Origin of the sequence: Streptococcus mitis (assembly GCF_946190275.1) — a bacterium.
Classification (GTDB): domain Bacteria; phylum Bacillota; class Bacilli; order Lactobacillales; family Streptococcaceae; genus Streptococcus; species Streptococcus mitis_DC.
This window is the reverse complement of the sequence record NZ_CAMHZQ010000005.1, coordinates 18,819-31,380: the sequence shown is the minus strand read 5'-3', so window position 1 is coordinate 31,380 and position 12,562 is coordinate 18,819. Positions and strand designations below refer to the sequence as shown.

The window sequence follows — 12,562 nt, the reverse complement described above, 5'->3', positions numbered from 1 at the left end:
ATATAGAAAGCGTTGTCAATTTATTTGTCTCATTTTTCAGAAAATTCTTTTGTTTCTGAAAACTCTACAATACTCAATGTATTTTTATATAATGATACAGTCTGAGAATCACTGTTCCACTAGCCATTCCAATGGAAATCACCAAAGCCAACATAACAACCAAGGTTGCACTAGCAATGGCATGACTGTAATCTCCCGTCACAAAAAAGGCAGTTGTCCGATAAGAAAGATAACCCGGAACCAGAGGTGCCAAGATGGCTAAGATAAAGACCACAGCAGGTGTCTTATAAAGGATACTCAAAATCTGGCTGACACAAGAACCGATAATGGCTGCAATAAAAGTAGCCACAATAATATTGGTTGGTTCCTTGAGCAAGAGATAGATTAGCCAGACAGCCATGCCCAAAATCCCTCCAGGTAAGAGCATAGAGCGTTGCACATTGAGTACGATTAAAAAAGTGATAATGGCAAGAAGACTTGCTACTGCTTGTAATAAAAAGGTTGTTAGTGTCATATTAGTTCATCAATACTAAGGCGACAGAAGTTCCTGCCCCTAAAGCAAGGGTAATGAGTAGGGATTCAAACATCTTACTCATACCAGAGTTTATGTGGTTAGTCATAATATCACGGACCGCATTGGTCAAGGCAATTCCTGGTACAAAAGGCATGACCGCACCAGCTATAATCAAATCTGCCGTTGAGGGAAAGCCTGTGTAGCGAGCCCAAAACTGAGCTATCATCCCAAAGACAAAGGCTCCAGCAAAGGCTGTCACAAAGGGAATTCGGATAAATTTTTCCACATAGAGAGAAAAGGCAAAACCAAACAAGGTAGCCACTCCTGCCCCAAGTGCGTCGTAGATATTTCCACTAAACATAATTGAAAAGAAAGGAGCACTAAAGGTCGCAGCCAGAGTCACCTGCAACTTGGTATAAGGAAGAGGTTGGGCTTGCAAAGCAGTCAATTGCTTGAAGGCTGTCTCTAAATCAATCCGCCCCCCAACCAGCTGACGAGAAATCTGGTTCACATCGCAGACTTTTTCGATGTTATAAGAAGATGAGGTCACGCGTTTCATTCGCGAAATATTGGTATTTTCAATGGAAAAAAAGATGGCAGCAGGCATGGCAAGAACATTGCAATCCACAATCCCCTGCGAATGCGCAATCCGAATCATGGTATCTTCTACGCGATGAATCTCTGATCCACTTTTGAGAAGAATGGTTCCAGCTAACATAATCACATCAATAACTGCATTTAATTCTTTTGACTCTTCCATGCTTTCCTCCTTTTATCAACTTCCTCTATTCTATCACAAATCTGGAGTCAAAAAAAATCTTTGCCATGAAATCATGACAAAGATTCGTTTAATCACGAGAATTTTCGTGGTTGCCTTCACTACTTGATTGAGTAGTAGCAGGTGCATTCCCTCGTTGATTTCCTTGTTGGTTCCCCTGACTTGGTGTCGTAGTAGAACCTTGGTTTCCACGTTGAGCTGGTGCTGATGATGACGTTGACGGTGGTGTTTTTGGTTTGTAGATTGAAATCTTGACACGAGTCTTAGTCAAATCAACCTTTTCGCCTGCTTTTGGACTTTGCTCTACAACAGTCCCCTCAGCAGTTCCATCAGGAGCTGTCGACACTTCTACAACTTCAATATTGGCTTCTTTAATACCGACAATTTGAACGAGATTATTTTTAGTAAATTCAAGACTAGATCCTATATAACTTGGCATAGCAACGCTGGTTACTTTCTTAGCAACGGTTAAGGTAATTGTTGAGGCCTTGCTCAAATCATAGGTTGTTCCGGCAGCTGGACTCTGTCTGAGAACGGTTCCTGCTTCACTCTCACTTGATTCTTCTTCCTCAATCTTGATGAGATTTTCAGGAACCTTCTTCTGCTTGAGTTCTGCGATAACATCTGTCGATTTACGGCCGATATAGTTACTCAATTGGAAAGATTGCTTGCCTGATGAGACAACCAAATTGATTTTCGAACCTTCTTTTCGAGTCTTTCCAGCTTCAGGATCTGTACGGATAATCCGCCCTTCTTCCACCTTTTCACTAGCCTCTGATTTCTCCTCGCCAATCTCAAAATTGGCTTTCTTGAGCGTTTCCTTGGCTTCCGCCACTGTCTGACCTGCCACATTTGGAATGGCAATGGTTGCAGGAGTTCTGGATAATATCCAAATCAGAGAGGCTGCCACCAATACAATGCTGGCCAACAAAATCATATAACGAACTCTAAATTTCCGTTTCTTAACAGGCTTGCTTGCGTAATTGTCTTCCGAAACCTGCTGACTCGGCTTGGCAGTCTGTGGCTTCGGACTTTGTGTTTGCACCTTAGGAATCGAAGTCAAGGTACTCTGGGATACTTTTGGTAGAGTCTTGGTGTCCGCCTTAGTAGTATCATTAAATACCAGTTTAGGCTCATTGCGACGATTGTAAGACAAGCTACTAGACAAGTCCACATACATCTCTGCAACTGACTGATAACGATCTGTCAATTTCTTGGCAGTTGCCTTGATAACAACATTCTCCAAAGCCTGAGGCACAGATGGATTTTCAGCTATAACCGATGGCAGTGGTTTCTGGAAATGCTGAAGGGCGATGGTCACCGCGCTATCCCCGTCATAAGGAATATGGCCTGTCAGCATCTCATAGAAAATAATCCCCATGGCATAGATATCACTCTGTACAGTCGCCTTAGAACCACGCGCCTGCTCTGGTGACAAGTAATGAACCGAACCCAGCATAGAGTTAGTCTGAGTCAGACTTGTCTCTGCAAAGGCTACAGCAATCCCAAAGTCTGTGACCTTGGCAGTCCCATCTGGTGTCAAAAGGATATTTTGAGGTTTCAAGTCCCTATGGACAATTCCTCTAGTATGGGCCAAACGCATAGCCAAGAGAATTTGTCCCATGATACGGACGGCTTCTTCATTAGAAAGAGGATAGTGTTCCTTGATATAGCGTTTAAGGTCTAGTCCAGCAACATACTCCATTGCAAGATACTGTTGACCGTCTTCCTCACCAATATCTGTTATCCGAACGATATGAGGATGGTCTAGATCTGCCATAGCTCTCGCTTCACGCTGAAAACGAGCTACAGCTATCGGGTCCGTCTGGTAGTTGGTCCTCAGGACCTTCACTGCCACTTCTTCTCCGTCTAGAATTAAATCCTTGGCCAAATAGACATCTGCCATGCCTCCTCGGCCAATCTGTTTCACAATCCGATAGCGTCCGGCAAAAATCTTGCCGATTTGGATCATTCTGCATCCTCCTCGTTCATAGAAACAAGGGCAACCGTAATGTTGTCTAAACCTCCTGCATTGTTAGCAAAACGCACAAGCGTCGCTGTTTTATCTGCCAAAGGAATATCACTGGTTACAATATCACAAATCTCACTGCCTGAAATCATGTTGGTCAAGCCGTCACTATTGAGCAAGAGATAGTCTCCTGGCTCAAGGGTAATCATTCCAAAATCAGGTTGAACTTCATCTTTTTGACCGATTGACTGAGTAATAATATTTTTCTGTGGATGGCTAGCTGCTTCTTCTGGTGTCAATTGACCTGCCTTAAGCAATTCATTGACCAAAGAATGGTCGCTCGTTAACTGGTGGTATTCTTCTCCACGAATCAAACCGATACGAGAATCTCCTATGTGGGCATAAATAGCCTGATTGCCAATAATAGCAACAGCTTCTAGAGTTGTTCCCATTCCTTTATAGGCATCATCTTGCCCAAGTTGATGAATCTTTTGATTTTCAATTTCTAGGTAATTGGCGAACCATTCACGCACTTCATTGACTGTATCGATCTGGGTGTCAACCCAAGCTATACCTAGGTCTGTTACCGCCATTTCACTAGCGATATTCCCTGCGCGATGACCTCCCATCCCATCAGCTAAAATAATCATGGTACGCCCAGCTCTATTGACATAGTGGTTGACATAGTCTTGATTATTTGTTCGTTTCTGACCAACATCTGTTAATAATGAAATTTCCATGTGTCAGTTCCTTCCTAATCCGATATCTTGCGAAATTGACTGATGAAGAATCCATCACTTCCATACAATTCAGGTGTAATGAGGATACAGCCGTCTTTCATGATATCCTTACATTCATGTTCTAGTTTTACCTGCTCGAACTCAGGATGACTTTCTAAAAACGCCTCAACGACTTGAAAATTCTCCTCTGAGACAATAGTACAGGTACTATAAGTTATTATACCACCTTTGCGTAGTGTTTGACAAACACTACCTAATATTTCTAGCTGAATTTCCTGTAAGGACGCGAAATCTGCCGTTTCTTTATTGTATTTAATGTCTGGTTTTCGACGCAGAAGACCAATTCCTGAACAGGGAGCATCCACCAAAATCTTATCAAAAGAATCCTGACCAAAAAACTCATGCACCTTTCTGGCATCTAATTTTTTCCTTTGAACCCGATCTGCAACCCCTAGACGTTGGGCGTTTTCTTGAATTAAGTCCAACTTATGGTCATATAAATCCAGAGCAGTAACCTGACCTGTCGTGAGATAAGTGGCTATATGGGCTGTTTTCCCACCCGGAGCCGCACAGGCATCTAGAACCTGCTCATCACCTTGTAAATCAAGCGTCGGAGCAACCAACTGACTAGACTCGTCTTGAATGGTTATAGCCCCTTCTGCGAACAAATCAAGGCCTGCAAAGTGGCCCTGTTCCTTCACAAGACCAGAAGGAGACAAGGATGAATCACTAGCCTCCAACAAGGTTTGGATTTCCTCTTTTCGGCTTAAATCAGTCACACGAATACTGGCCTTGTTGCGCACCAAAAGACTTTCAAAAATAGCTTGCGCTCGCTCTTCGCCGTATTCTTCTTTGAGCTTGGCAACTAGCCAAACCGGGAGAGAATAGGCAATGGAGTCACGCTTGTTTTTTCGTTTGATGCTAGCAATATCTGGCCACCCTTCACGCAAGATACGGCGAAGGACGGCGTTGACCAATTTTTCACTGCCTTTTTTACGGACTTTGGCCAATTCTACTGCTTCATTGACCACAGCATGGTCTGGAATCTTGTCCAAATAACGGAACTGGTAAGCACTCATGAGAAGCAGGACATAAAGCCAACTGTCTAACTGGTCTCTGTCTTCGATAAAGTGGGATAGGTACCATTCCAGAGTCAGTTTACGGGCTACCGTTCCATAGACCAACTCGGTCACCAAGCCCTTGTCTGCTGCCGAAAGTTGACTTCCCTTGAGATGCTTATTTAAGGCGATATTTGAGTATGCTTGAGTGATAAAAACATCCTCTAATACTGCTAGGGCTAAACTTCTAGCCGTTTCTACTTTAGTCACCAAATCGTTCTCCTACAGTCAATGTACGTCCAACTCCGTTGAGGAAGGAAGCAATGTCCATCTTAGGTTTACCAGCTGGCTGCACTTGTTTGAGGGATAGAGCCCCTTCTGCCGTTGCGACAATCAATTCTTTCTTGCCGATAGAGAGGATTTCTCCTGGATTTCCCTGACCTTCTACTGCTAAAGATTCATAAATCTTAAAGCGGTCGCCCTTAAGGAAAGTATGGGCAACAGGCCAGGGGTTCATCCCACGGATTTGGTTAAAGAGTTGACGATTGCTTTTAGTCCAATCTAGTTTTTCTTCTTCTGGCTTGATATTTGGAGAGAAGGTAACCTGACTCGGATCCTGCGGTTCAGGTTTGATTTCCCCAGCAATGTAGGCAGGCAAAGTGTCCAAAAGCAAATCACGACCAACAAGAGCTAATTTCTCAAACAAGGTGCCAACATTGTCCTCATCTGTGATCGGAATACTACGACGAGAAATCATATCTCCTGCATCCATTTCCTTAACCATTTCCATAATGGTCACACCAGCTTCCTCATCCCCTTGAATCAAGGCATAATGGATAGGCGCACCACCACGGTGTTTAGGAAGAAGAGAGGCATGAACGTTGACCGCAAAGTCCATGCTATCAAGGAATTTACTTGGAAGAAACTGCCCAAAAGCAGCAGTCACGATTCCATCCGCTCCTAGTTTCATAAGAGATTCCATCTCTGGACTTCCAGATAATTTTTCAGGTTGGTAGATAGGAAGTCCTGCTTCTTTGGCAGCCTGCTTGACTGGTGTCTCTTGGATCACTTTTTTACGGCCAACAGCACGGTCTGGCTGGGTCACAACAGCTAGAATTTCGTAACGGTCATCTGTCAAAAGTCCTTTTAAGACTGTTGCTGAAAAGTCGGGAGTTCCCATAAAGATTAGTTTTGTCATATCTTCTCCTTCTTATAAAAATTGCTGCGGCTCATGGTCAATGCTGAGACGGAGCTCACTATTTTCCCTTTCTTGAGTCAAGGCCAAGACCTGGTTGAGGGTCGGCCCCAGCTCATCTTCTAAACGGTATTTAATCAAAATCTGATAATGATAGAGGTTGTGGGTACGGGCGATGGGTTTGGGCGTTGGCCCCAGAATGTGACTGGTCTCTGACAAGCCTGACCGCAAAATGTTCATAACCTCATAAGCACGTTTGACAACCTCTTCTTCTTTCTTATGAGAAAGGGTAATGCCAATCGTGAAATAGTAAGGCGGATAACCTAGTTGTCGTCTAATACCCATTTCATAGGCATAAAATCCTTCGTAGTCCTGATCCTTAGCAAATCGAATAGCGTAGTGCTGAGGATTGTAAGACTGAATCAGGACCTGACCAACTTTTTCAGCACGACCTGCCCGACCTGCCACCTGAGTCAAAAGTTGGAAGGTTCTCTCAGAAGAACGGAAATCAGGCAGATTTAAGGCCGTATCCGCATTGAGAACTCCTACTAGAGTTACATTGGGAAAATCCAATCCCTTGGCAATCATCTGAGTACCTAGTAAAATATCTGCTTCCCCTCGACCAAACTGGTCAAGCAGAGCTTGATGACTACCTTTCTTACGAGTCGTGTCCACATCCATCCGCAAAATGCGGGCCTGCGGAAAGAGTTCTGCCAGCTCATCATAAGCCTTCTGTGTCCCCGTCCCATAGTAACGAATACTTCGACTCTTACAGTTAGGACAGACCTGAGGAATATCCTTCGAAAAGCCACAATAATGGCAGTTCATGGTCTTGGTATCCATGTGCAAGGTCAAGGAAATGTCACAGTTGGGACAAGTATCCACGGTCCCACACTCCCGACACATGACAAAGCTAGAATAACCACGACGATTGAGCATGAGAACCACCTGCTCTTTTTTAGCCAGACAGTCTTGGATGGCTTCTAGCAAAGGAGGCGTAAAGTTTGATGTCTCGTTTTGTCCAATATAGTCTCGAAAGTCAATTACTTGAACCTCAGGGATCCTAGCCAAAGGATTGGCACGTTGGGTCAGATGTAAGTGTTGATAAACACCTTTTCCAGCCCGCGCACGGCTTTCCAGACTAGGGGTTGCTGAACCAAGTACCAGGGCAGCTTGATTGTACCGGGCACGTAAAAGAGCCACATCTCTAGCATGGTAGCGGGGATTACTGTCTTGCTTATAAGTCGCTTCATGCTCTTCATCGATAATCATAACACCTAGATTTTTCAGCGGAGCAAAGATGGCCGATCTGGCGCCAACCACAACTTGGGCATCGCCGCGTTCCACCTTGCGCCATTCATCATACTTTTCACCATTAGATAAGCCTGAGTGAAGAATGGCCACCTTGTCCCCAAAACGTGCAATAAAACGTTCCGTCATTTGTGGAGTCAAGGAAATCTCAGGCACTAACAAGATGGCTGTCTTACCCTTGTCCAAGGCTCCTTGGATAATCTGCAAATAAACCTCGGTCTTCCCACTTCCTGTAATCCCTTGAAGGAGGAAGGGAGGTTGATGGCTTCCAATCGCACTCACAACCGCATCACGCGCCTGTCTTTGTTCTGGATTCAACTCCAAAGGCCGACTTGCCTCAATGCCTTCAAAATAAGCAGCCGAGCGTTGCACTTCCTTTTGGACTATGGACACAGCACCTTGTTCCACAAAGAAGTTGACTTGCTCTCGCGAGTAGGACTCTAACAAACTAGCCAAGGGAGCACTCTCAGGATGAGAAAGCAAATAGTCTCTCAGTTCTAACTTTTTCTTGGCACGTGCAGAAATCTCTACACCTTCTAATTGAGCAAGGTCTACCTCATACCAAGACTGGGTCTTGACCTTCTTTTGATCAACTGCCTGATACTCCAGACCAAGCAGGCCTTTTCTAGTCAAACGCATCATTTCAGCTTGCTTACCTAAATCCAGAGAAGAAAAGGCAAGCGAATCCTCTGAACCAAACAAGCGCTCTTTGTCTGCCTGACTCAGACCTGCCTTAGGATAAAGAATCTTATCATAGCTGGAGTTCAGAAATCCCGGCAGCATAGCCTTGAGGATAGAGATTTTATAAGAAAAGACGGACTTGCGGAGCTCCTCAGCCAGCCAGAGTTGTTCTTGCGTGAGAACAGGAGAAAAATCCAGCACCTCTGCAATATCTTTTAAATCTTGATTAGCCTCTTCTTCATCCGATTGGAACTCCAAACCAAGAACAATCCCTTGAATCAGACGATTTCCCTTACCAAAAGGCACATGAACCCGCATCCCAACTTCCAGCATTCCCTCAAATTCCTCAGGAATCCTGTAACTATAGGGCTGGTCTGTCTGCATCAAGGGCACATCTACAATAATCTTGGCTATCGCCATCTTCTCACCTCCTCCTTGTCAGTACATTCTTGCAATAGAAAAAATAAGATTGAGTCCCCCCAACCTTAAATTTTTTCACCATCTTCTTTTTCTTTAGCAATTTGCTCTTTAATTTTCTTTTCTTCTTCTTCTTTACGACGTTTTTCTTCTTCGATACGGCGACGAACTGCTTCACGTTTTCCTTCTGGATCTGGGTGAATTGTAACGTTTCCTGATTCGATTTCTTCCAAAGCGCGAAGAGTTGATTTTTCAGACTTGAAACCTTGAGTTGCTGGCGCACCTGCTTCCAATTCGTGGGCACGTTTTGCTTCCAAGATTACGAGTGAATATTTTGACGGAACCTTGTCGAGCAAGGTATCAATAGAGGGTTTTAACATCATTTGCTTGTACCTATTTTCTAAATTTTATCGGGTAGTTGGAGATTTTGGTAACATCTCCTGATAGTGACCAATGACACGATCCACACGGAAGTGCTCTGCTTCGATCACACGTTTGACACGCTCAGCAGCTAGGGGCACCTGATCGTTGACAATCGCATAATCATACTCACGCATGAGGGCAATTTCTTCCTTAGCTTTTTCGATTCGTTGGGCAATCACTTCTGCGCTGTCTGTTCCACGTCCTACCAAACGATCTTGCAATTCATCCAAATCTGGTGGTGTTAGGAAGATAAAGACAGCATCTGGAACCTTTTTCTTGACCTGAAGAGCGCCCTGAACCTCAATTTCAAGGAAAACATCGATTCCCTTGTCCAAGGTTTCATTGACGTAGGTCAGAGGAGTTCCATAGTAGTTGCCGACATATTCTGCGTATTCCAACATCTGTCCTTGACGAATCAGCTCTTCAAACTCTTCACGAGTACGGAAGAAATAGTCAACACCGTCCACTTCTCCAGGACGTTGTGCACGTGTCGTCATCGATACAGAGTATTGAAATTGGTTTTCAGAACTCTCAAAAATCTCTCTTCTAACCGTTCCTTTTCCAACCCCTGAAGGACCAGAAAAAACGATTAGTAAGCCTCGGTCTGCCATTGTGTCTCCTTTTAGTCAGTCTGTGAAATAACATTTCTCTAGAATAATGGCAAAAAGCCAGATTATCCTTTACAGTCTTTCTATCTAGTGTAACAAAAAAGCAGTAATTTTTCAACTGCTCTTTCTTATTTATTTAGCATAATCTATGATTTATACAAGGTAGCCCCCTTAAAAAAGACTTGCCTTTCTATTCCATTTAAGAGATAATGAAACTACTAATATAAAAGGAGAGATTTATGCCAATTTATAAAGGAAAAAACGTTGATGAAGCTATTGAAAATGGCTTGTATGAACTCAATCTCAAAAAAAATGAGGTTAAAATCAATATTATTGATCATGGAAATGCTGGAGTATTTGGTTTTTTTGAAAAAGAAGCTGAGGTTGAAATTACACCATTAAGCCCACTGGAATTGAAGGTAAAAAAATTAATTCCATATTTAATTGGTGTTGCTGTAATATTTATTATTCTTCTGTTGGTTCTATTTGGAGGAAACTCAGATAAGTCAACTTCTGTTCCTACTTCTACATCTACAGAAACTAGTTCCATTGTGGAAAAATCCGTCGAAAAAACAAATGAGGTATCATCTACATCACAAAGTTCTACATCTATTTCCTCTAGTTCAACTAGTACCTCATCAAGTTCTACCGAATCCTCGTCAACAAGTCCAGCCCAATCAGCTGTCATCACGACTGAAAACAATGAGGAATTTAAAGCACTATTGCAGACTGAAGATTCAAACACAATAACAGATTTTGTTCAAAAACATAAAAATCAAACTATTGAATTCGATGGAAATATTGCCTATCTATCCAAATTAAAATCAAAGTATGATGTTCTCATACATTCTGGAGATTATCATCCCGATGAAGCTTCAGGTCCTAATTTCAAAATTCCTCAAATTACTATAATATCAAACCCTATATTTAATTCATTTAATGGTGACGATATTAAGATAGGACAGAATATACATATAAAAGCAAAAATCGGAAATTATAACACTACTCAAGATTTAATCTATATATCCCCAATTGAGATTTCACCTCGATAATATAACGAATTATTTTCAAATAATTTATTCAAAAAACTGAGGTCAGATTCTCTTCTGACCTCAGTTTTTTATTATTTAGCATAATCTACTGCACGAAGCTCGCGAATCACGGTTACCTTGATATTTCCTGGGTAATCGAGATTGTTTTCAATTTTCTCACGAACTTTGTGAGCCAAGATTGTGACTTTGTCGTCCTTGATTTGTCCTGGATTTACCATGATGCGGATTTCACGTCCTGCTTGAAGGGCAAAGCTATTTTGTACCCCTTCAAAGCCGTTAGCAATTTCTTCCAAATCATGGAGACGCTTGATGTAGCTTTCAAGAGACTCACTACGAGCACCTGGACGAGCTGCACTCAAGGCATCTGCCGCAGCAACAATCACTGCAATCACGCTTTCTGCTTCAACATCGCCGTGGTGGCTAGCAATCGTATTAACCACAACTGGATGTTCCTTGTACTTACGGGCCAATTCCATACCGATTTCAACGTGGCTACCTTCAACCTCGCGGTCAATAGCTTTTCCGATATCATGAAGGAATCCAGCACGACGGGCAAGAGCCGCATTTTCACCAAGTTCGCTCGCCATGATACCAGCCAACTTAGCAACCTCAATCGAATGACGCAAGACATTTTGTCCATAAGAAGTACGGAACTGCAAACGTCCCATAATCTTCATCAAGTCTGGATGAAGGTTTGGCGCACCAATCTCATAGGCTGCTGCCTCACCGTATTCACGGATCTTATTATCAATCTCTTGACGGTTTTTCTCAACCAACTCTTCGATACGAGCCGGATGAATACGACCATCCTTAAGCAACATTTCCATGGTCATGCGGGCAATTTCGCGACGAATCGGATCAAAACCTGACAAGGTCACCACTTCTGGTGTATCGTCGATAATCACATCGACCCCTGTCAAACTTTCAAAGGTACGAATGTTACGACCTTCACGACCAATAATGCGTCCCTTCATAGTATCATCTGGTAAGTGAACTGTTGAGTTGGTTGACTCCGCCACATATTCACCAGCGATACGTTGCATAGCTTGAACCAGAATGTCCTTGGCCATTTTGTCAGAACGTTCCTTGACCTCTTGCTCAGCTTCGCGAATACGACTGGCAATCTCCTTGGTCAAGTTTTCCTCTGTCTGAGCCAAGATAATATCTCGCGCTTCTGCCTGAGACAGAGCACCAATACGTTCTAGTTCAGCTTCTTTTTGTCTTTCGACTTCCTCTAATTGCTCTTCACGCGCATCAAGGTTTTTCGCTCTATCAGAAATACTTTGTTCTTTTTGTTCAAGTGTTTGTTCTTTACTCGTCAAATTGTCGTCCTTACGGTCGAGGCTAGTAGCTCTCTCTGTCAAACGACTTTCGATTTGTTTGAGTTCTTGACGTTCTGATTTGAATTCAGCGTCCACTTCTTCACGGTATTTTCTGGCTTCTTCTTTGGCCTCCAATAGTGCTTCTTTTTTAAGAGACTTGCTTTCACGTTTGGCTTCATTAACAAGTAAATCTGCTTCACGCTCAGCTTGTCCACGTAAATTAGTTGCTTCTTGTTCAGCATTTAAAAGCATCAACTCCGCAGCTTCCTGAGATGATTTCATCTTAGCTGAGATGCTGACATATCCAATGACTAAACCAATGATGACGGCAAAAACAGCAATCGCAAGCGACATGATTTCCATGTTTTTACCTCATTTTATTGTTATTCCGAATGACATACATTCTTTTACATTCTACCATAAAAAAGTGATTTTCACAAACCTAAAATAGAATATGTTTTGGGGAAATTGGAGTTTAATTACCTATAATTTAT

11 protein-coding genes are annotated in these 12,562 nt (G+C 42.9%); 1 reads left to right on the top strand and 10 read right to left on the bottom strand.

Annotated elements, in window-relative coordinates; translation table 11 throughout:
* Nucleotides 1–73 precede the first annotated feature (73 nt).
* The 9 genes from N8M20_RS04220 to gmk all read right to left on the bottom strand — a co-directional run bounded on the left by N8M20_RS04220 (nucleotide 74) and on the right by gmk (nucleotide 9,697).
* Nucleotides 74–514 (bottom strand): threonine/serine exporter family protein, encoded by a 441-nt coding sequence (locus tag N8M20_RS04220; RefSeq protein WP_261079182.1) that lies wholly within the window; start codon nucleotides 512–514, stop codon nucleotides 74–76.
* A 1-nt stretch (nucleotide 515) separates the two neighbouring features.
* The gene (locus N8M20_RS04215; protein ID WP_138703651.1) at nucleotides 516–1,274 is read right to left on the bottom strand and encodes a threonine/serine exporter family protein; all 759 of its coding nucleotides are present in this window, start codon (nucleotides 1,272–1,274) and stop codon (nucleotides 516–518) included.
* A gap of 88 nt (nucleotides 1,275–1,362) precedes the next feature.
* Nucleotides 1,363–3,264, bottom strand: coding sequence for a Stk1 family PASTA domain-containing Ser/Thr kinase (gene pknB / locus N8M20_RS04210; protein ID WP_261079181.1), 1,902 nt, complete (start codon nucleotides 3,262–3,264; stop codon nucleotides 1,363–1,365).
* Entirely contained in the window at nucleotides 3,261–4,001 is a 741-nt protein-coding gene (locus N8M20_RS04205) for a Stp1/IreP family PP2C-type Ser/Thr phosphatase (protein ID WP_000406242.1), read from the bottom strand. Before N8M20_RS04205 ends, pknB begins: the two co-directional genes overlap by 4 nt.
* A gap of 14 nt (nucleotides 4,002–4,015) precedes the next feature.
* Complete coding sequence (gene rsmB, locus N8M20_RS04200) at nucleotides 4,016–5,329, bottom strand: 16S rRNA (cytosine(967)-C(5))-methyltransferase RsmB (RefSeq protein WP_261079180.1); 1,314 nt, start codon at nucleotides 5,327–5,329, stop codon at nucleotides 4,016–4,018.
* Nucleotides 5,322–6,257, bottom strand: coding sequence for a methionyl-tRNA formyltransferase (gene fmt / locus N8M20_RS04195; protein WP_261079179.1), 936 nt, complete (start codon nucleotides 6,255–6,257; stop codon nucleotides 5,322–5,324). The genes rsmB and fmt overlap by 8 nt, the downstream gene beginning before the upstream one ends.
* A 12-nt stretch (nucleotides 6,258–6,269) precedes the next feature.
* On the bottom strand, nucleotides 6,270–8,666 hold the full coding sequence (locus N8M20_RS04190; protein WP_261079178.1) for a primosomal protein N': 2,397 nt from the start codon (nucleotides 8,664–8,666) through the stop codon (nucleotides 6,270–6,272).
* A gap of 65 nt (nucleotides 8,667–8,731) precedes the next feature.
* On the bottom strand, nucleotides 8,732–9,046 hold the full coding sequence (rpoZ, locus tag N8M20_RS04185; protein ID WP_000979235.1) for a DNA-directed RNA polymerase subunit omega: 315 nt from the start codon (nucleotides 9,044–9,046) through the stop codon (nucleotides 8,732–8,734).
* 24 nt (nucleotides 9,047–9,070) lie between these two features.
* Entirely contained in the window at nucleotides 9,071–9,697 is a 627-nt protein-coding gene (gmk, locus tag N8M20_RS04180; protein WP_000775041.1) for a guanylate kinase, read from the bottom strand.
* A 236-nt stretch (nucleotides 9,698–9,933) separates the two neighbouring features.
* Here gmk and N8M20_RS04175 point away from each other — a divergent pair, with 236 nt between their 5' ends.
* On the top strand, nucleotides 9,934–10,746 hold the full coding sequence (locus tag N8M20_RS04175; protein WP_261079177.1) for a DUF4839 domain-containing protein: 813 nt from the start codon (nucleotides 9,934–9,936) through the stop codon (nucleotides 10,744–10,746).
* A gap of 71 nt (nucleotides 10,747–10,817) precedes the next feature.
* Here N8M20_RS04175 and N8M20_RS04170 read toward each other — a convergent pair whose 3' ends face one another.
* Nucleotides 10,818–12,431 carry a ribonuclease Y gene (locus tag N8M20_RS04170; protein ID WP_000404934.1) on the bottom strand — a complete coding sequence of 538 codons (1,614 nt, stop codon included), beginning with the start codon at nucleotides 12,429–12,431 and terminating at the stop codon, nucleotides 10,818–10,820.
* Nucleotides 12,432–12,562: the final 131 nt, after the last annotated feature.

Bases quoted from the DNA above. Each gene is read 5' to 3' on its own strand.
- N8M20_RS04220 (WP_261079182.1), bottom strand. From the start codon at position 514: ATGACACTAACAACCTTTTTATTACAAGCAGTAGCAAGTCTTCTTGCC.
- N8M20_RS04215 (WP_138703651.1), bottom strand. From the start codon at position 1,274: ATGGAAGAGTCAAAAGAATTAAATGCAGTTATTGATGTGATTATGTTA.
- pknB (WP_261079181.1), bottom strand. From the start codon at position 3,264: ATGATCCAAATCGGCAAGATTTTTGCCGGACGCTATCGGATTGTGAAA.
- N8M20_RS04205 (WP_000406242.1), bottom strand. From the start codon at position 4,001: ATGGAAATTTCATTATTAACAGATGTTGGTCAGAAACGAACAAATAAT.
- fmt (WP_261079179.1), bottom strand. From the start codon at position 6,257: ATGACAAAACTAATCTTTATGGGAACTCCCGACTTTTCAGCAACAGTC.
- N8M20_RS04190 (WP_261079178.1), bottom strand. From the start codon at position 8,666: ATGGCGATAGCCAAGATTATTGTAGATGTGCCCTTGATGCAGACAGAC.
- rpoZ (WP_000979235.1), bottom strand. From the start codon at position 9,046: ATGATGTTAAAACCCTCTATTGATACCTTGCTCGACAAGGTTCCGTCA.
- gmk (WP_000775041.1), bottom strand. From the start codon at position 9,697: ATGGCAGACCGAGGCTTACTAATCGTTTTTTCTGGTCCTTCAGGGGTT.
- N8M20_RS04175 (WP_261079177.1), top strand. From the start codon at position 9,934: ATGCCAATTTATAAAGGAAAAAACGTTGATGAAGCTATTGAAAATGGC.
- N8M20_RS04170 (WP_000404934.1), bottom strand. From the start codon at position 12,431: ATGGAAATCATGTCGCTTGCGATTGCTGTTTTTGCCGTCATCATTGGT.